Below are 22,568 nucleotides of genomic sequence, written 5' to 3' on the forward strand. Positions count from 1 at the left end.
GTAACAATCGGTAAAGAAGCGTGAATTGTACGCTCAGGGGCAGTGACTATGGTCTGTCCAACTTTGGGGATGCCTAAGCGAGTCGGTTGGGGAAGTAAGGCCGCCTCGTCTAGGTCACGTCGGGTATTGGGCGCATATCGGATGAAATTGAGCCGTCAAACAACGCTACGGTCGCAAGCCACTGTGACAGGCGTCGGCGTTCACTCCGGTTTACCGGTCAGCCTTACCATTGGACCTGCTCCCGTTGACGCAGGCTACATTTTTATCCGTTCCGGCCTCGACGGCGCCGATCGCGAAGTTCGGGCCACCGCAGGTGCCGTGATCGCGACGGAGTTTGCGACCGTTCTGGGCGACCGCGAGGGGCCGCTGGTATCGACCGCCGAGCATGCGCTCGCTGCACTGCGCGGCATGGGCGTCGACAATGCGATCATCGAGATCGACGGTCCGGAAGTGCCGATCATGGATGGCAGCGCCGCTGCCTTCGTTGCTGCCGTCGATCAGGCGGGCATCGCCACCCAATCCGCCGCCCGCCGCTTCATCCAGGTGTTGAAGCCGGTGCAGGTCGCGATCGGCGACTGCTCCGGCGAGTTCCGTCCCTTTGCAGGTGGCTTCCGCGCCGAAGTCGAGATCGACTTCGCCAATCCCTTGATCGGCCGCCAGAGCTACTGCTTCGATCTCTCCGCCGAGAGGTTCCGCCGCGAGATTTCCCGCGCCCGCACTTTCGGTTGCATGAACGACGTCGCGCGGTTGTGGAGCGCGGGTTTTGCGCTTGGCGCCTCGTTCGAGAACTCGGTGGTGTTCGACGAGACCCGCCTGCTCAACGCCGAAGGCCTGCGCTTCCGCGATGAGTGCGTCCGCCACAAGGTGCTGGACGTGGTCGGCGATCTCGCGCTGGCCGGCCTGCCGATCATCGGCGCCTATCGGTCGATTCGCGGCGGCCACAAGCTGAACCACGCCGCGCTGACCGCGCTGCTTTCCGATCGCAGCGCTTGGCGCGTGGTCGAATCGGAAACCGCGCGCCGCTCCCGCACCGTTGCAGAGGCCGGGAGCGCCACTGTCGGCGGTCTGATCGCCCCGGCATACGGACCGGACGTGTCCTGACGCGCTGTCCAATAGCGTTTTGCGCGGTGACCACAGGCGTAACGACCGTCTCCGGGCCGCCTTAATCCGGGCGAAATGGCTCCGTATTCGATTGGTCCAGGGTCGTTTTTCGGCTAGACAGGCCTGCGGTTGCACGGGGCAGCACAGGCACGGGGAAAATTTCCGTCCATGGCCTCGTTCGTGGACAGATCGCCATCAACCGCTTTCAAGGCGCCAGGTTCTCACATTCATGCCGGTACCGCGTAGTACGCACGAATCATGCACCCCACCGGCCGGCCGCGCCGGATGGGCGTCGTTGTTGCGGCTGGCCATGGGCCTGATCGTGCTGGCGCTGCCGTTGGGCGGCTGCGGCACGGGTTCGCTGTGGGACAAGTTCCTGGCCAAGGATGACACCTTCGTCGAGGAGCCTGCGGAGAAGCTCTACAACGAGGGCTTGTACCTGATGAACCAGCGCAAGGACCCTCGCGCGGCCTCGAAGAAGTTCGAGGAGGTTGACCGTCAGCACCCCTATTCGGATTGGGCACGCAAATCGCTCCTGATGTCGGCTTATTCCTCCTACCAGCAGGGCGACTACGATACCTGCATCGGGTCGGCGACACGTTACGTCACCTTGCATCCCGGCAGTCCGGACGCGGCTTACGCGCAATACCTGATCGCGGCCTCGCACTACGACCAGATCCCGGACATCACCCGCGACCAGACCCGCACCGAGAAAGCGATCGCGGCGCTCGAGGAGGTGATCCGCAAATATCCGACCTCGGAATATGCGACCTCCGCCAAGGCCAAACTCGAAGGCGCACGCGACCAGCTCGCCGGCCGCGAGATGAATGTCGGCCGCTACTACATGGACCGGCGTGACTACACCGCCGCGATCAACCGCTTCAAGACCGTGGTTACGCAGTATCAGACCACGCGCCATGTCGAGGAGGCCTTGTTCCGGCTCACCGAGGCCTATATGGCGATCGGCATCCCAAGCGAGGCGCAGACTGCCGCTGCCGTGCTCGGGCACAATTTTCCTGACAGCCGCTGGTACAAGGACGCCTATAATTTAGTAAAGTCCGGCGGTCTCGAGCCGAGCGAGAATCAGGGTTCCTGGATCAGCAGGACCTTCAAGAAGATGGGTCTCGGCTAGGAATAGTCCTCGTATGCTGGCGCGTCTGTCGATCCGAGACATCGTCCTGATCGAACGACTTGATATCGAATTCTCGCGTGGCCTTGCGGTCCTCACCGGCGAAACCGGCGCAGGCAAATCGATTCTGCTCGATGCGTTCGCGCTCGCGCTCGGCGGCCGCGGCGATGCCGGCCTGGTGCGGCACGGCGCCGAACAGGGGCAGGTGACGGCCACCTTCGACGTGCCGAAGAATCATCCCGCCGCCAAACTGCTGGCCGACAACGGGCTCGACGACACCGGTGAAATGATATTGCGCCGCGTTCAGCTCGCCGACGGCCGCACCCGCGCCTTCATCAATGACCAGGCGATCAGCGTGCAGACCCTGAAGGCGGTGGGCGCTGCGCTGGTCGAGATCCACGGCCAACATGACGAGCGCGCGTTGGTCGACGCCTCGACCCACCGGCGGCTGCTCGACGCCTTTGCCGGGCTCGAGAAGGACGTGGCGGCACTGGAAACGCTGTGGGAGGCACGGCGCAGCGCCAACGCGGCGCTGGAGCAGCATCGCGCCGGCATGGAACGCGCTGCGCGCGAGGCCGACTATCTGCGCCACGCCTCGCAGGAATTGAAGACGCTGGCGCCGAAGGACGGCGAGGAGACCGAACTCGCCGAACGCCGCACCACGATGATGCAGGGCGAAAAGATCGCGACCGATCTGCGCGAGGCGCAGGAGGCGATCTCGGGCCCGCATTCGCCGGTGACTGCACTGTCGGCCGCCGTGCGCCGCTTGGAGCGCCGCGCCGCCAGTTCACCCGCTTTGGTGGAGCCTGCGGTGAAGGCGATCGATGCCGCCATCAACGCGCTTGAAGAGGCCGACCAGCATCTCAACGCCGCGCTTGCGGCGGCCGACTTCGATCCTGCCGAGCTTGAGCGCATCGAGGAGCGCCTGTTCGCGTTGCGCGCCGCCTCGCGCAAATACGCAACGCCGGTCGATGGACTGGCCGCACTCGCCAGCAAATATGCCGCTGACGTTGCGCTGATCGATGCCGGCGCCGACCAGTTGAAGAAGTTCGAAGCTGCCGCGGAGGAGGCGGACAAGCGCTACGGCGCGGCGGCAATGAGGCTGTCGGCGGCGCGGACCAAATCCGCCGAAAAGCTCAACAAGGCCGTCAACGCCGAACTGGCGCCGCTGAAGCTCGAGCGTGCGAAGTTCATGACGCAGGTCGAGAGCGATGCGGCCTCGCCGGGGCCCCAGGGCATCGACCGCGTCGAGTTCTGGGTGCAGACCAATCCGGGCACCAAGCCGGGACCGTTGATGAAGGTCGCTTCCGGCGGCGAGCTGTCGCGCTTCCTGCTGGCGCTGAAGGTCGTATTGTCCGACCGCGGCTCCGCGCCGACGCTGGTGTTCGACGAGATCGATACCGGCGTCGGTGGTGCGGTGGCGGACGCGATCGGCGCGCGGCTGTCGCGGCTGGCCGACAAGGTCCAGGTGATGGCGGTGACGCATGCGCCGCAGGTCGCTGCCCGCGCCGGCCAGCATCTGCTTATTTCCAAGGACGCGCTCGACAAGGGCAAGCGCGTCGCCACCCGCGTGAACGCGCTCGCCGCCGACCACCGTCGCGAGGAAATCGCCCGCATGCTCGCCGGCGCCGAGATCACCGCCGAAGCGCGCGCGGCCGCGGAGCGGCTGTTGCGCGCGGCAACCGCTTGATCTTGCGCCATGGCCAAGGCAGTAAAAGCGCGTGCGCTTCCCGACGTTGACAAGCTCACCAAGGCGCAGGCCAAGATCGAACATACGCGGCTTGCGCTCGAACTCGAGGCGCACGACAGACGCTATTACCAGGAAGACGCGCCCACGATCAGCGACGCCGAATATGACGCGCTGCGCCAGCGGTTCAACGCGATCGAGAAGCGTTTCCCCGAATTCGTCACCGCGGAGTCGCCGTCGCAAAAAGTGGGTGCGGCACCGTCGGGACGGTTCAAGAAGGTGCGTCACGCGCTGCCGATGCTCTCGCTCGACAATGCGTTTGCCGAACCGGATGTGCTCGACTTCGTCGGCCGCATCACGCGGTTCCTGAAATTGCCGGACGACAAGATCGATTTTTCCGCCGAGCCGAAGATCGACGGATTGTCGATGTCGCTGCGCTACGAGGGCGGCGAGCTCGTCACCGCTGCGACGCGCGGCGATGGCGCCGTGGGCGAGGATGTCACCGCCAATATCCGGACCCTCGAGGACGTTCCGCAGAAGCTAAGGGGCCGCAACGTGCCTGATATCTGCGAGGTGCGCGGCGAGGTCTACATGACCAAGCACGCTTTCCTGGCGCTCAACGAACGGCAGAAGGCCGCCGGCGACACCGTCTTCGCCAATCCGCGCAATTCGGCCGCGGGCTCGCTGCGTCAGAAGGACCCTGGCATCACCGCCTCGCGGCCGCTCGGCTTCTTCGCCTATGCCTGGGGCCAGATGAGCGCGATGCCGGAAGACACGCAGAGCGGCATGATCCACTGGTTCGAGCGCTGCGGCTTCAAGACCAATCCGCTGACCAAGCTCTGCCACTCCGTCGATGAGCTGCTGGCCTTCCATCACAAGATCGAGGAGCAGCGCGCCGAGCTCGACTACGATATCGACGGCGTCGTCTACAAGGTCGACCGGATCGACTGGCAGGAACGGCTCGGTTTCGTGTCGCGCACGCCGCGCTGGGCGATCGCGCACAAGTTTCCGGCCGAGCGGGCGATGACCGTGCTGCGCGACATCGAGATCCAGGTCGGGCGCACTGGCTCGTTCACCCCGGTCGGCAAGCTCGAGCCGGTCGGCGTCGGCGGCGTCATCGTGCAGAACGTCACGCTGCACAACGAGGATTACATCAAGGGGATTGGCGGTCACGGCGAGCAGCTTCGTGAGGGGCGCGATATCAGGATCGGCGATACCGTGGTGATCCAGCGCGCCGGTGACGTGATCCCGCAAGTGGTCGACGTCGTCATCGACAAGCGGCCGAAGAACGCGAAGGAGTTCCATTTCCCGAAGAAGTGTCCGTGCCCGCTGCATACCGACGTGGTGCGCGAGGAGACCGCGACCGGCGAGGAGGGCGCGCGCGCCCGCTGCACCGGCGAGTTCGCCTGTCCGTTCCAGAAGATCGAGCACCTGAAGCTGTTCGTCTCGCGCCGCGCCTTCGACATAGACGGCCTCGGCGAGAAGCAGCTCGCATTCTTCTTTGAGAAGGAATGGGTGCGCGAGCCGGCCGATATCTTCACGCTGCCGAAGCGCAATCAGAAGCTCAAGCTCGAGGAGATCGAGGGCTACGGCGAGACCTCGGTGCGCAACCTGTTTGGCGCGATCGAAAACCGGCGCCGGATCGCGCTTGAGCGCTTCATCTACGCGCTCGGCATGCGCCATGTCGGCGAGACCACGGCGCTGGCGCTGGCGCGCGGCTATGGCTCTTGGGAGGCGTTCCACGATGCCTGCCTGCGCGTTGCCAAGGGCGACGAGGAAGCGATCGCGGAGATGGATGCGCTCGACCAGATCGGCGACACCGTGATCAAAAGCGTCGCCGCCTATTTCGGCGAGAGCCACAACCGCGGCATCGTCGAACGTCTGGTCAAGGAACTCGACGAGATCGTCGACACCGAAAAGCCGAAGAGCAGTTCGGCGATCGCCGGCAAGACCGTCGTGTTCACCGGCTCGCTGGAGAAGATGACGCGCGACGAGGCCAAGGCGACCGCCGAGCGATTGGGTGCGAAGGCCGCAAGTTCGGTGTCGAAGAAGACGGACTATGTGGTCGCCGGTCCCGGCGCCGGATCGAAGCTCGCGGAAGCCCAAAAGCACGGTGTGGCCGTGCTCACCGAGGACGAGTGGCTGAAGTTGATTGGGGAGTGAGCGCGCGCTCACATCACCCCAGCCTCATCCTCTTCCGCTTCCTCAATCGCTTGCTCGGTCACCACCGCCTTCCGCCGCGGCACGAGAAAAATCATGATCGAGGCGCATGCGATCGAGATGATGAGGATCGCGGTCGTGAGCGGCAGTGTCGTCGTGGAATGGCCGCCGAGATAGGCGCCGAACTGCGACACCAGCGAGCCGATGCCCTGCTGCAGGAAGCCCATCGCGCCGGAGGCGGTGCCGGCGGCTTCGGGCCGGACGCTGATCGCGCCGGCTGCCGAGTTCGCCATCACGAAGGCGTTGCCGGCCATCACGATCATCTGGGTGCCGAACAGCCAGAGCGGGGCCTGGTTGAGGCCTGTGATGCTCCAGGCGAGGTTCAACAGGCTGCCGCCGAGCTGCAGCGCGAGCCCGAACCAGATCAGTTGTTCCAGCGAATGGCGCGGCGCGAAGCGCACGCACAGAAGATTGCCGACCAGATAGGCAAAGCCCGTCGTCGCGAACCAGGCGCCATATTCGGCGCTGCTGCGTCCCATCTGGGTCACCACGATATAGGGTCCGCCGCCGGCGAAGGTGAAGATGATCTGCGAGGCCAGCACCTGGCACAGCACATAGCCGATGAAGGCGCGGCTCTTGACCAGGCTGCCGACATCGCGGCGGAAGTTGCTGGCTTCGCTGCGGACGCGACGCGTCTCCGGCAGCGCCAGCGCGATTCCAAGCGTGACGGCAAGGGAGCCCGCGGTGATGGCATAGAAGATTGCGCGCCAGCCGAATGCGGTCTCGAGCAGGCCGCCGGTCAGCGGGCTCAGCATCTGCGCGATCATCATCACGGCGATCACCAGGCTGATCATGGCGCCGACGCGGTCGCGGCTATAGAGATCGCGGATGATGGCGCGGCTCACCACCATGCCGCTGGCGCCGCCGAGCGCCTGGAAGAAGCGCGCCGCGATGAGCTGCGGCAGGGTTTCGGCGAAGATGCTGCCGACGCCCGCCACCACCATCAGGCCGAGGCCGGCCAAGAGCACCGGCCGCCGCCCGAACTTGTCCGACAGCGGGCCCATGACGAGCTGCGAGCAGGCGATGCCGACCATGAACAGCGACACCGTCATCTGCGCGATCGAAATGTCGCGGTCGAAGGTCGCCGCCAGCACCGGCAGTGCCGGCACCAGCATATACAGCGAGATCGGCGCAACGCCCGTCATCGCGACGAGCAACAGCAGCATGAGCTTCGACGTCGCGATGTTCTTGTCCGTCGCCGCGGGCCGCTTGCCCATCACGCCATGCATTCAGCTTCGCATCCTTTCGAGAGGTGAAATGTAGCGTGATGCGCCAACGCGAATACGGATGTTTCGGCATGCGGCTATGCCGATTCCGGGAGGCCGTGATTTTTGCGGCGGATATTGCCGGCCACTCCGCCGTCATCATCCGCCACCGGGTCGGCGCAAAGCGCCGCCCGATGACAGGCTCCGGCGGATGATCCAGTATTCCGGAGGGCGGAGTTATATGCGGCGACGTTGCCCTTGTACTGGATTCCCCGCCTTCGCGGGGAATGACAAAGGAAGGTGCGGCGGGCGCTCGCTTACTTCAGCGCCGCCGTCGCCTCGTCCAGCCACAGCTTTGTGGCCTCATCGTCGAGGTGCGAACGTACCTCGGCCTTGACGCGGGCATGGTAGTCGTTGAGCCATTTGAGCTCGGCCTCGCTCAGCATCGTCGCATCGATCAGTCGGCGGTCGATCGGCGCCAGCGTCAGCGTCTCGAATGCGTTCATCGGCTTTTCCGCGCCTGCTATCTCGATGCCGATCACGAGCTCGAGGTTCTCGATCCTTATTCCATAGGCATCGGTCTTGTAGTAGCCGGGCTCGTTGGAGAGGATCATGCCGCGTTTCAGCGGCGTGGTGCCGAGCTTTGAGATTCGCGCTGGTCCCTCATGCACGGAAAGATAGCTGCCGACGCCATGGCCGGTGCCGTGCTCGAAATCGATGCCGGCCTGCCAGAGATATTGCCGCGCCAGCGTATCGAGCTGCGCGCCGGTGGTGCCATCGGGGAACACCGCGCGCGCAATCGCAATATGGCCGCGCACCACTCGGGTGAAGCGGTCGCGCATCTCCGCGGTGGGCTGACCGATCGCGATGGTGCGGGTGACATCAGTGGTGCCGTCCTCGTATTGCGCGCCGGAATCGATCAGCAGAAGATCGCCTGGTGCGATCCGCCGGTTGCTCTTGCGGGTGACGCGGTAATGCACGATGGCGCCGTTCGGCCCGGTGCCGGCGATGGTCGGGAATGAGACATCCTTCAGCGCCCCGGTCTCGCGACGGAAGGTCTCTAGCGCCTCGACGGCGTCGATCTCGGTGAGCCCGCCGGCGGGCGCCTCGCGATCGATCCAGGCAAGGAAGCGCGCCAGCGCCACCGCGTCGCGCTGATGCGCGGTTCGCGTGCCCTGGATCTCCGCGGCGTTCTTCACGGCTTTCAACAGGCTCACCGGATCGTTGCCGCGTACCGGCTTGCCACCGGCGGCGGTGATCAGGCGGGTCAGCGCGTCGGCCGCGGTTGCACCGTCGAGCGCGATCGAGGCGCCGCGCTGCGCGAGTTCCGTCAGCTTCAATGTCAGCCGGTCCGGCTCCTCGACATCGGCGGATTGCTCGAGATGGTCGCGCGCGAGGTTCGAAAGCTTCCGGTGATCGATGAACACGATCGGCCGGCCTTCTCTCGGCACCAGCGCGTAAGAGAGCGGCAGCGGCGTATGCGAGACGTCGGCGCCGCGGATGTTGAAGGCCCAGGCCACTGCGTGGCTGTCCGACAGCATCAGCGCGTCCACGCCAAGCTTGTTGATCTCATCTCTGATCCGCTCCAGCTTCGCAGCCTCTGCCTCGCCGGCGAATCGCGGGCCATGGATGGAGACTGGCCCGAGCGGCGGGTGCGGGCGCTCCGTCCAGATCGCATCGATGGGGTTGCTGTCGACCGCGACCAGCTCGGCGCCGGCCTTGGCGCACGCCGCCGCGAGACGCTCGACTGCCGCAGACGTGTGCAGCCACGGATCGAATCCGAGGCGGTCGCCGGCGGAAAGATGTCTTGTCAGCCAGTGTTCCGGCGGTGGATCGGCCAGCGGCTGGATTTGCCAGGCCTTCGGGTCAACCTGCTTGCCCGCCTGCAGCGTGTAGCGCCCGTCAACGAACAGGGAGGCCTCCTGCATCAGCACGATTGCAAGCCCCGCCGACCCGGTAAAACCGCTCAGCCACGCCAGCCGCTCCTCGGACGGCGCGACATATTCATTCTGCTGCTGATCGGCGCGGGGAATGACAAAGCCGGTCAGCTTCCGCCGCGCCAATTCCTCGCGCAACGCGGCGAGCCGCGCCGTCAGCGCCACGCCGCCTTCGGGTTCTTCGAACGTCTGGAAATGGGCCTCGAACATCGCCGGTCACTTTATGATGGTTGCGTGGACAAGTCCGCAATGTAAGCGCTACCGCCACAATTTGGCATAAGTTATGCTACAATAGCGTCATGTAGGTTTAGAAAAGACGGAACGGTTTTCAAGGCAAGCCGTTCGACAACGATGCCCCGGGGAAGCTCCAGGAGTGTTTCAACTCAATGGCGAGGGGATACACAATGCCTGCTTTCAGCTTTGAGAAGATTTCGCCGCCGGTTCGCCGCGGCCCGATTGCCCCGATCGAACAGAAGCAGCGCGGCGTCATCGTCCAGATCCTGGATCGCTTCGTTGAGCGGCGCATCAAGCGCCGGCTGAGGGCGGAGAAGAGTGAAACGGCTGCCCGCCAGCCGAAAAATGACTAGCCAACTCTCTCGCTAGGTCTAGCGCGTGGAGCGCAGCAGCAGGCTGCTCCATCCCTCGATTTTCAGATGCCGTAACGGCACCAGGCCGCGCGCACGGTAGGCGGCGATCACGCCTGGCGCCTGATGCGTCAAGAGTCCCGACAGGATCACGAGCGCTGAAGGCGCGAGATGGCGTGCCATTGGTCCCGCCAATTGCCGCAGCGGATTGGCGAGGATGTTCGCAAGCACGAGGTCGAACGGGCCGCGCGCGGAAAATTGCGGCGCCGAGAAGCCGGTGGCGCGGATCGTCGTCACGAGGTTTGCGGTCTCGTTCAGCGCGGCGTTCTCGCGCGCGACCTTGACCGATGGCGGATCGATGTCGCTCGCCAGCACCGCGCCGTGCAGCGCCTTCGCCGCGGCGATCGCCAGCACGCCGGTGCCGGTGCCGAGGTCGAGCACGCGGCGCGGCTGATGCGCCTTCAGCACATGATCGAGCAGCAGCAGGCAGCCGCGCGTAGTGCCATGATGGCCGGTGCCGAACGCCAGCGCCGCCTCGATCTCGATGCCGAGCTTGTTCGGTGGCACGCGTTCGCGGTCGTGCTGGCCGCGCACGACGAAGCGCCCGGCCGGGACGGGGACGAGGTCCTCGAGGCTGGCCTTGACCCAGTCCTTGGCCTCGACCGTGTCGAAGGCAATGGTCGTTGCCATCTCCTCGCCGGCCGCATTGGTGACGACCTCGCGCATCAGCGTCTGATCGGGCGCATCGGCAAAATGCGCAGTGACCTCCCAGCGCCCGTCCGGCCGCTCGAATGCGGCAATCGCCGTCTCGCCTTCGAAGAAGATATCGGTCAGCGCGTCAGCCAGCCGCCGGGCGGTCTGCTCGTCGGAAAGCGCGAGGCTGGCGCGATGGGTGGGTTTGGGCAGCATTTAGCTTAACCGTTTCGACCTTGTCCGGAATTTCAGCGTACTGCGATCGCATTATCATGTTGGATTCCGGCGAGTCAGCAGGGAGCCGAAGCTTTGGGGAACTTTGCTCAGGCTCAGCCGCTGCCTCAAACCCCGTAGTTTTCCCATAATTGAAAGTTCATACGAACAATGCATGATGGTAACCCGTTGCTTTAATTAAATTTATAGTAGTTTTGTTCAGGAGTAGTAATGAGTAGTTGCAAACGGTCGTGGGCTGGAATTCTTCGCAAGAGTGTGAAGCTGATGGCTAGGCGCATTGCTGAACTTCACGACCTTCGAAGACAAGTGCGAGAGGCCGAAGCCAGGGCGCTTGCCGGACGGCGGGAAATGTCGTCCAGACGGTCGCGAAGACAAAGGACAGGACTTTATCGCAGCCGCTTGAATGCACGAGTCCGGTGCATTGAAGACCTGAACAGGAAGTGCTCTCTCTAACAGATGCGCCGATCGGCGCCGCGCGACCGCTTGTTTGCGTCCGGCGTGCTTGGTAAGCCCGCTCTGTTTTTATTCCTGGGCGCGACTCGATGAAACGTGATGGCTTCCGATCCATGTCCACAGATCAACTGTGGGCGTTCCATGAACGAGTAGCGGCCGAACTGACACAACGAATAGTCAGCGAGAAGGCCACGCTTGAGGACCGGCTGCGTCAGCTCCAGGCCCCCGGCCAGGCTGCGAAACCAGATCGTAGCCGTCGCCCTTATCCAAAGGTTCTGCCCAAATACCGGAACCCGAAAAACCCTGGAGAGACGTGGTCAGGTCGAGGCAAGCGGCCTCGATGGCTGGCAAAGCGACTTGTTGCCGGCTCCAAGCTGAACGATTTCCTCATCGCTCGCCCTGGCCGCAAGCGACGCTAGCTCTAAGGCGTGATCCGATCAGGTTGAATCGCCAGTGGATTGGCTTCGCCTCCTGACAGCCTTGGAAAGGGGAGGTCGGTTTGCGCAACGCGCAAACTGGATGGGGGCATCCTGCTTCCACGAATCCGCTCTCACGAGCACCTGCGCCCGGGGCCAGACCCCCATCCCGACCTTCCCCCCTTCCAGGGGGAAGGAGCACGTCGGCGCAAGCGGCGACATCTCACTTGGCCAGCCGGGAGTGCCGGGGTTTTCAACAGGGTTATCCCCCTGATGCACCAAGGCTTGACCACAACTTCGATCGGGTACGCCCGATGTGTTCCTCTCCTTCGGACGCGGGCCTCGCACGCGAGCCGTGATAGGCTGCCACAAAACAAGGAGGGTCCCATGTCCCTGTTAAGACGGCCGCTCTATCAGCGCTCGGAAGGTGCCGACGAGGACCGTTGGCGCCTGGCATTCGATACCGAAACCAGCCGGCTCTTCGTCGAGCACGAAAAGAAGCGGGGCGACTTCCGCGGCACCGGATACGCCGTTGAGACCGACGAGATCAAGCTCGCGGAATTCCTGAAACAGCCGAGCGAGGCGCGGGAGCAGCTTATGACGCTGCTCGAAACGCTGTTTGCCGACGTGTCGCGGCCCGCGGCGGCCTGACTGGCTGGATGCACATTCGCTTCCACCTGATATCCACAGGCTGTCCACAGGCTTTTCAACGTCTTGCGAACAGGGAGCGATGGTCGTTCAGGATCGCCTGCGCGGCGTTGTGGCCCGGCGCGCCGGTGACGCCGCCGCCGGGATGGGCGCCGGAGCCGCAGTGATAGAGCCCCCTCACGGGGCCGCGGTAGTCGGCATGGCCGAGCATCGGGCGGGCCGAGAAGAGCTGGTTCAGCGTCAGCGCGCCGTGGAAGATGTCTCCGCCCAATAGACCGAATTCCCGCTCCAGATCGAGCGGGGACAGCAGCTGCCGGCCGAGCACGCTTGCGGCGAAGCCGGGCGCGTATCGGTCCACCGTGGAGATCATGAGGTCGGCGACCTCATCGCGATGATCGTCCCAGGATTTGCCGTCGGGCAGTTCCGGCGCGACATGCTGGCAGAACAGGCTCGCGACATGCTGTCCCGCCGGCGCCAGCGAGTCGTCAAGCGTCGATGGGATCAGCATTTCGACGATGGGCTCGCGGCTCCAGCCAAAGCTGCGCGCATCGAGCCAGGCGCGGTCCATATAGGTCAGGCTCGGCGCGATGATGATGCCGGCGGTGAGGTGGTCGCCTCTGCCCGGCAGCGCGGTGAAGGAAGGCAACTCGCTCAACGCGACATTCATGCGAAAGGTGCCGGAGGCGTTGCGCCAGCGCGACATGCGCTGCAGGAATTCCACCGCCAGCGCGCCCGCTGGCATCAGCCGGGTGTAGAGCAGTTTTGGATTGACTGACGCGGAGACATATCTGGCGCGGATGGTCGTGCCATTGTCGAGCTCGACGCCGGCGGCGCGGCCGCTCTCGACAATCACCTCGCGCACGCCGCTATCCACTTCGATCGCGGCGCCATGCGCGCGCGCCGCGGCCGCCATCGCCTGGGTGATCGCGCCCATGCCGCCGATGGCGTGGCCCCAGACGCCCTTCTTGCCGTTCACTTCGCCGAAGGCGTGGTGCAGCATCACGTAAGCCGAACCCGTCGCATAGGGGCTCGCATAATTGCCGACGACGGCGTCGAAGCCGAACAGCGCTTTCACCAGGTCGCTCTCGAACCGCTCGTCCAGCATTTCGCCGGCCGAACGGGTGAAGAGATCGAGCAGGTCGCGCTGCCGTTCCAGCGACAGCTTGCGCAAGAGGTTGGCGGAGCCGAGCGCGTTGAAGGCTTCGCGCAAGGCGTTTGCGCCAAATCCTTCGACGATGTTCGGCGGTGCGCGCAGCACGAACTGGCGCAGCACGTCTGCGATCGCCTCCAGCTGGCGCGAGAAGATGCCAATCTCTTCGGCATCGTGCGCGCTGAGCCTTGCGACGGATTCCGCGGTGCGCCCCTCGCCGGTGAGGAGATGGCTGCCATCGGGGGACGGCAGAAAGTTTTGCGCGCGGCGCTCGACGATCCGCAAGCCGTGCTCCGCGAGCCTGAGATCCGCAATGACCTTGGGGTTGAGCAGGCTCACCGTATAGGCCGCGACCGAGTTGCGGAACCCGGGATGGAATTCCTCCGTCACCGCCGCGCCGCCAACAACCTTGCGGCGCTCGACCACTGTCACGCGCAGGCCCGCCATCGCGAGATAGGCCGCGCAGGTGAGGCCGTTATGGCCCGCGCCGATGATGACGACGTCCGTTTCGCTCATGTCAGCTTCTTTTCTCAGGCAGCTTGCCAGTAGCTCATCGTTGCGCGCAAGCCGCTAGTTATTTCGCCACTCGCCCCGGTCGTCATTCCGAGGCGCCCTTCGTCCGCTCCGTCATTCCGGGGCGTGCGTAGCGCGAGCCCGGAATCCATCGCGCCGCAGGCACCAGCGGAGAAATGGATTCCGGGCTCGATGCTGTCGCATCGCCCCGGAATGACAGCGTGTGTTGAGGCACGAGCTGCGACAAAACAACCCGACGGGCAAATCATTTCCACTCCCTGCAACCTTGAACTGTCCAGCCTTGCAGCGAAAAATATTCCACTTTCGCCGTCGGGCAAATCAGTGATTTAACTCCGCCCGTCTCACCCAGATGAGGGGCGGATCGCGATCGTCACGAACGTTGCGGTGGGATGCGGTGGACGCGGGTGTTGCGACTGACGAGCGTGACTATCCGTGGACGGCGAAGTCGTGTGGTTCTGGCGCCCCGACGCTGGCGCTAAGTTTTTTGCGCAAACAAGTTTGCGCGAGAGATGACGGTGGCAAGAAAGCCCGGTCACCGGGAAGAGCACGAAGTAAGCCGTAAACCACCGCGCAGGGAAAGCCGGTGTTGCTCCGGTTGACCTGTGGTCCTACCCCCGTGCTTTTTGTTGCACGGGGCCCACGGGTGCAACCGGCACCCGGCTTTCCCTGCGCCCTCTATCCGATGAGAGGGTGGAAAGTGACGCAAAGCTCGGACGCATCGCGCCGCGAGAATGCGGACTCATATCCTCTCCGCTGTTTTGGAATCGTAGGATGGGTAGAGCGAAGCGAAACCCATCATTCGCGAGGCTCGCTCCATCGCGATGGGTTTCGCTGCGCTCTACCCATCCTACGGAATTGCTGTTTGATATTTGGATCAACACTTACCCCACGTCGTCCCGGGCTTGACCCGGGACCCAGCCACAGGCGCTTGTGGCGTGCTCCGCTGCAACCGCAGCGCCACGCCCTCACGTCCACGTTACCGGGTTTCATTGCCCGCCATGCTGCCATATGCTCAACTAGAAACCTCTGGCGTGCCTCCGCCGGAAATCCCGCCGTCGGCGTCCGCCGGGCCCAAGCCGGAGTTTTCATGACTTCCAAGCCATCCGCCGCGCGAAACCGGCTGGTATTGATCGTCTACACCTCCGCGATCTTCGTCAGCGCGCTCCTCTTGTTCTCGGTGCAGCCGTTGTTCACCAAGATGGTGCTGCCGCGGCTCGGCGGCTCACCGGCGGTGTGGTCCGTGGCGATGGTGTTCTTCCAGTCGCTGCTGCTGGCCGGCTACGCCTACGCGCATTACCTGATGAAGCTGAGCAATCGCGCGGCTCCGGTCGCGGTGCATCTGTTGGTTTTGGTCGCGGCCATGCTGACATTGCCGCTCGCGATCCGGAGCGGCTGGGGCGATCCGCCGAGCTCCGGTTACGCGTTCTGGCTGCTCGGCCTGTTCGCGGTCTCGATCGGCCTCCCGTTTTTCGCGCTTGCCGCCAACAACCCCCTGCTGCAGGCTTGGTTCGTGCGCACCGGCCATCCGAACGGTCCCGATCCGTACTTCCTCTACGCGTCCTCGAACATCGGCAGCTTTCTCGCATTGTTATCCTATCCGGTGCTGCTGGAGCCGATGTTCGCGCTGCGCACGCAGAACCTGATCTGGACTGGCGGCTATGGGCTGTTGATCCTCTTGATCGCGGGCTGCGGCGTGCTGCTGTTGCGCTCGCCTGCGAGCGCGGCGGCGCTGAATTTGCCGGCCGATGATTCCGATGCGCCCGCGCCCTCTTGGCTGCTGCGTTTGCGCTGGATCTTCCTCGCCGCGGTGCCCTCTGGACTTCTGATCGCGGTAACCGTGCATATCTCGACCGACGTTGCGGCGGCCCCGCTGCTCTGGGTGTTGCCGCTGTCGCTTTACCTTTTGACCTGGGTGCTGGTGTTCCAGTCGCGCCCGCTTTTTTCGCACAAATTCATGCTGCAGGCGCAGCCAATCGCAATCGCGTGCGTCATCATCCTGCTTGCGGTCGGCGGTGAGCAAAGTCTGCTGCTGACGCTCGGCGGCCACCAGATCTGCTTCTTCATCATCGCCATGGCCTGCCATGGTGAATTGGCGCGGACCCGGCCGGCGGCGAAATACCTGACCGGTTTCTATGTGGCGCTGTCGTTCGGCGGCATGGTTGGCGGCCTGTTCGCTGGCCTGATCGCGCCGTTCACCTTCTCCTGGGTGGCGGAATACCCGATCCTGCTGGCGCTCGCTGCGCTGTGTCGGCCATCCGGCGGGCAGGAGCGGTTGCCGCGCTGGAGCGCCTGGTACTGGCCATTTCTTGCCGTGCTCGCAGTGGCGCTGATCGCGCCGTCCTATTCAACCGGGACGCTGTTCAACTGGTTCGATGAGCGGCGGGCGTGGGTGATCGGCACGGTCGGCGTGCTGTCGGCGCTGCTTGCGCTCACGGTCAACGCCGGCCGCTGGAAGATCTTCGCGACCGTCGTGGTCGCGCTGGTGCTGTTGCGCACTTACCCTTCCGACGAAGGTCGGGTCGACACGGTGCGCAGCTTCTTCGGCGTGCACAAGATCGTGGTGACGCCGAACGGCCAGTATCACGTGCTGATGCATGGCACCACCATTCACGGCGCCGAGCGATTCAAGAATGACGACGGCACGCCGGCAACCGGGCGGCCCGAACCCATCTCCTATTACTACAAGGACGGCGGCATCGGGCAGGCGATCACGGCATTGCGCGAGCGCAAGGGCGCGCCGCTTAAGGTCGCCGTGATCGGACTCGGCTCTGGCACGCTCGCTTGCGCCGCGGAGCCGGGTGAACAATGGAAGTTCTTCGAGATCGACCAGACCATGGTGGATACCGCGCGCGACCCGAAATATTTTACTTACATCCAGAATTGCGCGCCCGATCTGAAGCCGGTGATCGGCGATGCCAGGCTCACCTTCGCCCGCGAACCTGACGGCATCTACGACCTCATCATCGTCGACGCCTATTCATCCGATGCGATCCCGATCCATCTGGCGACGCATGAGGCGATGGCGATCTACAAGTCAAAGCTGGCGCCGCAGGGCGCGGTCGTGATGCACGTTTCGAACCGTCACCTCGAGCTTTCCAGCGTGGTGGTCGGCATCGCCGAGGCCAACGACCTCAAGAGCTGGGTCTACAGTGAGGATTCCGGCCGCGACAGCGAGTATATTTTCTCAACTTCGGTCGTGATCTCCGCGCGCGAGGACGCCGATGTCGGCAAACTCGCCTCGTCGGACCAGTGGACCGAGAGCGAGGCCGATGAGAAGCAGCGGGTCTGGACCGACGATTACTCCAATATTCTGGGCGCCGTTTACCGGCGATTGCGCGACGGCGAATAGGTGAACTCGATATTTTTGCAACACCGGCAGCCCGCGTTCGCGATTTGGCCGGACAATCCGCCGCAACGGTTGCGGGTCGTGGGTGGACTCTATACTGATGGAACTTGTTTCCCAATTGTTCCATTCATCATGCGCGACCATCGGATTATCCGGAGCCGGCACTTTCATCGATTGCAGCGGCAGCATTTCATCCTGTTTGATGTATTGCCATTCATCGGGACATGGATCGCGCTTGGCTCCTTGTTCTATCGCCCGATCGGGGCGCTCGAGGTTAGCCTGTTCTTCGCGATGTGGCTGGTCACGGGGCTCGGCCTCACCGTCGGCTATCACCGGCTGTTCACGCACCGCGCCTTCGCAACCGGGACAGTGGTGAGCGCGATGCTGATCATCATGGGCTCGATGGCGGGAAGAGGGCCGATGGTATCATGGGCCGCGATGCATCGTCGCCATCACGAGCTCAGCGATCACGAGGGCGATCTGCATTCACCCAATCTGCATGGCGAGAGCTTCCTCGGGCGCCTGCGCGGCTTCCTGCATGCACATCTGACCTGGATGATCGAGCATGATTATCCGAACGTCGCCCATTACGTTGCGGACCTGATGGCGCAGCCGACGCTGGTCCGGGTCAACCGCTACTATTACGTCTGGGTGCTGCTGGGGCTGTTGATCCCGACCGCCATCGGCGGGCTGATCGCCGGCAGCCTGTGGGGGGCGGTGGCCGGGTTCCTCTGGGGTGGCGCGGCGCGCATGTTCGCGGTCGAACAGGCGATGTCGGCGATCAACTCGGTCATGCATAGCTTCGGTGCACGTCCTTACCGCACGAGGGATGACAATAGCCGCAATCTCGGCGTAATGGCATGGTTGGCGTGGGGTGAGGGGTGGCATAACAATCACCATGCCTTCCCTTATTCGGCGGCGTTCGGGTTGCGATGGTTCGAATTCGATCCGGGCTATCTCTTCATCCGATTGCTTGCCGCGCTGGGACTGGCCTGGAACGTCAAGGTGCCGAGCGCGGAGAAGATCGCGCTGCGCCGGCTGCACGAGCCGGCGCCAGGGGTTGCCGAACTCGAGCACTGATAGTCGTCGGCTTCCGGCGGATAAGGTGAGTAACCTCGGTCATGCCTGAGATCGCCGGCTGATGCTGTTCAACGACTATCCCTTCCTGCTGGGCTTCCTGCCGGCGGCAATCCTGATCTATCGATTGGTCGATTTGCATCCGCAGTGGCGGATCTGGACGCTGGTCCTGATGTCGCTGGTGTTCTACGCCTACGGCAATCCGCCCTTCGTCCTGCTCCTGATCTTCTCGATCGCGGTCAACTGGTTCGCGGCGATGGCCTTTGCCAGAACCAAGATGCCGTGGATCATCACCGCGGCCATCATCGCCAATCTCGGCGTCCTCGGCTGGTTCAAATACGCCAACTTCCTCGCCTACAATATCGGCCTTGTGCTGGGCCGGCCGATGCCCGTGCTCGACATCGTGCTGCCGCTCGGCATCTCGTTCTTCACTTTCCACCACATCATGTATCTGGTCGATCTGCGCAAGGGAAAGGCGCCGACCTATGCGCTGCAGCGCTATGCGCTCTACATTTCCTTTTTCCCGCAGGCGCTGGCCGGGCCGCTGGTGCGCTGGTCGCAGGTGATGGAGCAGTTCGGCAAGAAGGTCTATGTGCCGGGCTGGCAGCGCGAATTCTGCGTCGGCATTGCCTTCATCCTGATCGGGCTCGTCGAAAAGATCCTGCTTGGCGACCGCATTGCGCGGCTGATCGATCCCATCTATGCGCGGGCGCTCGAAGGTCCCGTGAGCAATGGCGACGCATGGCTGGCGCTCGCTTTCGGCATCCAGATCCTCTACGACTTCGCCGGCTATTCCGACATCGCGGTCGGGCTCGGCCTCTTGTTCGGCGTGAAGCTGCCGTACAACTTCGATGCGCCGTTCCGCTCCACCAGCATCCAGGACTTCTGGCAGCGCTGGCACATCACCTTGATGACGTTCCTGCGCGAATACCTGTTCTTTCCGCTCGCCAACAAGCGCATGGTGCCGCGGCGCTTCTACCAGCTGCAATATTTCGCCGTGATGGTGCTGACCATGGCGCTGTGCGGCCTCTGGCACGGCGCCAGCTGGACCTTCGTGCTGTGGGGCACGCTGCATGGCCTGGCGCTGGTCGTCTGCTCGTTGTGGCGCCGCTATGGCCCGCGGCTGCCCGCGCTCGCCGGATGGGCGCTGACGGTGATCTTCGTGCTGCTGACCGGCGTGTTCTTCCGCGCCGGTACTCTGGATGCGGCGTTGAACATCTTCCACGGCCTCACTGTTGCGCCCAATCTGTCGGAGGGCAAGCATTTGTGGCCGCTCGTGGTCGTCCCGCTGATGGCCTTCCTGCTGCCGGCGACCCAGGACATCGTCGAACGCGTGATGCAGCGGCCGCGCCCCTGGCTTGGTGTGGTGGCCGGCCTCGGCCTGCTGACCATCCTGATCTTGCTCGGAGAAGGGAACGTTCGTGGCTTCGCTTACTACCAGTTCTGACACGTCCCCCGAATGGGGACGCTGCCTAGCCAACTGTGTCGGCACGCTCGTTGGCGGTCTGCTGCTGCTCTACGCGCTGATGATCCTGGTCGATCCCTACGACACCGGCAAGTTCGGCTTGCTCGGGATCGACGGCGTCGACGATCGGAACACGCTGACGTCGGCGGCCAGCCGCGCGCGCGATCCGGATTTCGATTCCGCCATCATCGGCAATTCGACCGCGCAGATGCTTGAACCGACGGAACTGTCGAAGGCGACCGGCCTGCGTTTCGTGCAGCTCTATATGACCGGCGGTAATCCCCATGAGCAGCTCATGCTGCTGGATTTCTTCCTGCGTCATCACAAGCGGGTGGGGGCGCTGGTATTCGTTGTCGATCCCTGGTGGTGCGCCCATGTGCCGGTGCAGTCGCCGCCGGGCACCTTCCCCGATTGGCTCTATGGCGAGAGCTCGCTCCCTTACGCGATGCGCCTGCTGTCCTGGACGACGATCGAGCGCACGTTCCAACGGCTCTCGATCGGCCTCGGCTGGCATCAGCGCAAGGACCCCACCGGCTTCTTCAGCTACGAGGACATCTGGCTGCCCGGCACCTTCCGCGAAATCAGTGCCCCGCGCGATCCGCCGCCTGCGGCCAGTGTCGCGGAGCGCGAGACGCTTCCGGACGTCGCGCGGCTTGATGCGGCGGTCAAGAAGCTCCCGCCCGAGACCAGCGTCGTCATCATCGTGCCGCCGACCCTCCAAAGCAAGATGCCGCAGCCCGGCATGCCGGCCGCCGCGGACCGCGAGGCGTGCAATGCGGCCTTGAAACGGATCGTGGCCGGCCGGCCGAACAGCAATTTCATCAACTACCGCGTCGACAATGCGCTGACCCGGGACCGCGCGAATTTCGCGGATTTCATCCACTACCGCCCGAGCATCGCGACCAAGATCATGGAAGGCATCGCCGCCAGCATCCGCGACGGCGAGGCGGCGAAGATCGATTTCTGATCAATCCGCGTCCGCGGCGAGATCCTCGAACCCACCTTCGGACCACAGCCGGCGCGCCAGTCTGCGCTGGATCTTGCCGCTGGTGGTCTTCGGCAGCGTTCCCGGCCGGATCAGCACAATATGGCGGGCGAACAATTCGTGCTGGCCGGTGACATGCTCGCGGATCAGCCCCTTCATCTCGGCGCCGTCGATGCGGTTGCGCTCGGTGCGCTCGACCTCCTGCACGACGACCAGCGTTTCGTCGCCATGCTCGTCGCTGACGGAGAACGCCGCGCCGCAATTGGCGCGCAGCGCGGTGTGTGCCGCCTGCACCGCGCGTTCGATATCCTGCGGATAGTGGTTGATGCCGCGGACGATGATGAGGTCCTTGATCCGTCCGGTGATGAAGAGTTCGCCCGCGGAATCGAGAAAGCCGAGGTCGCCGGTGCGCAGCCAGTTCGCGCCCTCGTCATCGCCCGCGATGCGCGCGTGCAGGCCGACCTTGGTCGCCTCCGGATTCTTCCAATAGGCGCCCGCGACATTGGCACCGTTGACCCAGACCTCGCCGACCTGGTCGATGGGCAGCCGCGCGCAGGTGTCGGGATCGACGATCGCGATCCGTTCGCCTTCAAGCGCGCGGCCGCAGCCGACCAGCGTCTGGCTGTCCGCCGCATCAGCCGGGGCTTCGACCCGGTGCGCCTGCAGCGCCGCGCGGCTGACATCGCGCGTCACATGGCCGGCGCCACGACTGCCGCCGGAGATCAAAAGCGTCGCTTCCGCCATGCCATAGGCCGGGAATGTGGCGCGGGGATCAAAGCCGTAATCGGCGAAGGTCTTGATGAAATGCTCGATCGTTTCGGCGTGCACCGGCTCGGCGCCGTTGAGCGCGATCTTCCAGGACGTGAGATCGACGCCCTGCATCTGCTCGGCGCGATAGCGGCTGACGCAGAGGTCATAGCCGAAATTCGGGCAGCACGCGACCTCGGCGCGATAATCGCTGATCGCGCGCAACCAGTTGAGCGGGCGCTGGGTGAAGGCGTTCGGCGCCATCAGCACGCAGAGCGCACCGACATAGAGCGCCTCCAGCGTGTTCAGGATCAGCCCCATGTCGTGATAGAGCGGCACCCAATTGACATAGGTCGATCGCTCGGTGTTGCCGAGCGAGATGCGGATCATCTCGAGATTGGCGAGCAGGTTGCCATGGCTCACCGCGACGCCCTTGGGCTCGGACGTCGATCCCGACGTATATTGCAGGAAGGCGATATCCTCTCGGGCGGGAAGCGGCAGATCGGCCGCAGCTGGCGCTCGCGCCGGATCGAGATCGACTGCCAGCCACTGCAGGCCTTCGCGCGAAAACCGCTCCTGCAGATCGCCGCGGATGGCGAAGGCGGAACTGGTGAGCGCGATCGCAGGTTCGCAATTGGCCATGATCGCGGCGCTGGAGTCGCGCGCACTCTGCCGGCGCGGCATCATCATCGGCACCGCGATCACGCGCGCGATCAGACAGCCGAAGAAGGCGACGACGAATTCGAGGCCGGGCGGAAACACCAGCATCGCGCGATCGCCGGGCCGGGTGACTTCGCCGAGCCGCACCGCCAGCGTGCGGGCCGCGTCATGCAACTCGCGAAAGCTGAGGACCGCTTCCTCCGCGCCGCGGTCGGAGAGAAAGATGTAGGCGCGCGCGTCGGGCTGCGTTTCCGCCCGCTTTGCCAGCAGCGCCACCAGCGAGGAAAACGTCTCCAT

General features: G+C 64.2%; 16 protein-coding genes. 11 read left to right on the forward strand and 5 right to left on the reverse strand.

What is annotated here, in order from left to right; genetic code table 11:
* The first annotated feature begins 141 nt into the window (after positions 1-141).
* From lpxC to ligA, 4 genes are all read left to right on the forward strand, one after another.
* On the forward strand, positions 142-1,101 hold the full coding sequence (gene lpxC / locus J6497_RS05220; protein WP_225703151.1) for a UDP-3-O-acyl-N-acetylglucosamine deacetylase: 960 nt from the start codon (positions 142-144) through the stop codon (positions 1,099-1,101).
* 310 nt (positions 1,102-1,411) lie between these two features.
* Positions 1,412-2,233 (forward strand): outer membrane protein assembly factor BamD, encoded by an 822-nt coding sequence (locus J6497_RS05225; RefSeq protein WP_225703233.1) that lies wholly within the window; start codon positions 1,412-1,414, stop codon positions 2,231-2,233.
* Between the two features lie 13 nt (positions 2,234-2,246).
* Entirely contained in the window at positions 2,247-3,920 is a 1,674-nt protein-coding gene (recN, locus tag J6497_RS05230) for a DNA repair protein RecN (protein ID WP_225703152.1), read from the forward strand.
* Between the two features lie 9 nt (positions 3,921-3,929).
* Positions 3,930-6,080 (forward strand): NAD-dependent DNA ligase LigA, encoded by a 2,151-nt coding sequence (gene ligA / locus J6497_RS05235; RefSeq protein WP_225703153.1) that lies wholly within the window; start codon positions 3,930-3,932, stop codon positions 6,078-6,080.
* A gap of 8 nt (positions 6,081-6,088) precedes the next feature.
* Here the strand turns inward: ligA and J6497_RS05240 are convergent, their stop codons facing one another.
* Both J6497_RS05240 and J6497_RS05245 read right to left on the reverse strand, forming a co-directional pair.
* Positions 6,089-7,366, reverse strand: coding sequence for a multidrug effflux MFS transporter (locus J6497_RS05240; protein WP_225703154.1), 1,278 nt, complete (start codon positions 7,364-7,366; stop codon positions 6,089-6,091).
* Positions 7,367-7,659: 293 nt separating this feature from the next.
* Entirely contained in the window at positions 7,660-9,489 is a 1,830-nt protein-coding gene (locus J6497_RS05245; protein WP_225703155.1) for an aminopeptidase P family protein, read from the reverse strand.
* Positions 9,490-9,683: 194 nt separating this feature from the next.
* Between J6497_RS05245 and J6497_RS05250 the strand changes: the two genes are divergently transcribed.
* The gene (locus J6497_RS05250) at positions 9,684-9,866 is read left to right on the forward strand and encodes a hypothetical protein (protein ID WP_225703156.1); all 183 of its coding nucleotides are present in this window, start codon (positions 9,684-9,686) and stop codon (positions 9,864-9,866) included.
* A gap of 18 nt (positions 9,867-9,884) precedes the next feature.
* Here J6497_RS05250 and J6497_RS05255 read toward each other — a convergent pair whose 3' ends face one another.
* Complete coding sequence (locus J6497_RS05255; protein ID WP_225703157.1) at positions 9,885-10,772, reverse strand: 50S ribosomal protein L11 methyltransferase; 888 nt, start codon at positions 10,770-10,772, stop codon at positions 9,885-9,887.
* 584 nt (positions 10,773-11,356) lie between these two features.
* Between J6497_RS05255 and J6497_RS05260 the strand changes: the two genes are divergently transcribed.
* Positions 11,357-11,662, forward strand: a complete 306-nt coding sequence (locus J6497_RS05260) for an H-NS histone family protein (protein ID WP_312010221.1) — start codon at positions 11,357-11,359, stop codon at positions 11,660-11,662.
* A 384-nt stretch (positions 11,663-12,046) separates the two neighbouring features.
* Positions 12,047-12,310, forward strand: coding sequence for a hypothetical protein (locus J6497_RS05265; RefSeq protein ID WP_225703159.1), 264 nt, complete (start codon positions 12,047-12,049; stop codon positions 12,308-12,310).
* Positions 12,311-12,365: 55 nt separating this feature from the next.
* Here J6497_RS05265 and J6497_RS05270 read toward each other — a convergent pair whose 3' ends face one another.
* Positions 12,366-13,991, reverse strand: coding sequence for a phytoene desaturase family protein (locus J6497_RS05270; protein WP_283844390.1), 1,626 nt, complete (start codon positions 13,989-13,991; stop codon positions 12,366-12,368).
* A gap of 1,087 nt (positions 13,992-15,078) precedes the next feature.
* Between J6497_RS05270 and J6497_RS05275 the strand changes: the two genes are divergently transcribed.
* From J6497_RS05275 to J6497_RS05290, 4 genes are all read left to right on the forward strand, one after another.
* On the forward strand, positions 15,079-17,340 hold the full coding sequence (locus J6497_RS05275) for a spermidine synthase (protein WP_225703161.1): 2,262 nt from the start codon (positions 15,079-15,081) through the stop codon (positions 17,338-17,340).
* A gap of 171 nt (positions 17,341-17,511) precedes the next feature.
* A complete protein-coding gene (locus J6497_RS05280; protein ID WP_225703162.1) occupies positions 17,512-18,417 on the forward strand; it encodes an acyl-CoA desaturase in 906 nt (301 codons plus the stop codon).
* Between the two features lie 61 nt (positions 18,418-18,478).
* Complete coding sequence (locus tag J6497_RS05285) at positions 18,479-19,861, forward strand: MBOAT family O-acyltransferase (RefSeq protein ID WP_225703163.1); 1,383 nt, start codon at positions 18,479-18,481, stop codon at positions 19,859-19,861.
* Positions 19,836-20,846 carry a hypothetical protein gene (locus tag J6497_RS05290; RefSeq protein ID WP_225703164.1) on the forward strand — a complete coding sequence of 337 codons (1,011 nt, stop codon included), beginning with the start codon at positions 19,836-19,838 and terminating at the stop codon, positions 20,844-20,846. The genes J6497_RS05285 and J6497_RS05290 overlap by 26 nt, the downstream gene beginning before the upstream one ends.
* Here J6497_RS05290 and J6497_RS05295 read toward each other — a convergent pair whose 3' ends face one another.
* On the reverse strand, positions 20,847-22,568 hold the full coding sequence (locus J6497_RS05295; protein WP_225703234.1) for a fatty acyl-AMP ligase: 1,722 nt from the start codon (positions 22,566-22,568) through the stop codon (positions 20,847-20,849).

The organism is Bradyrhizobium cenepequi (assembly GCF_020329485.1).
Classification (GTDB): domain Bacteria; phylum Pseudomonadota; class Alphaproteobacteria; order Rhizobiales; family Xanthobacteraceae; genus Bradyrhizobium; species Bradyrhizobium cenepequi.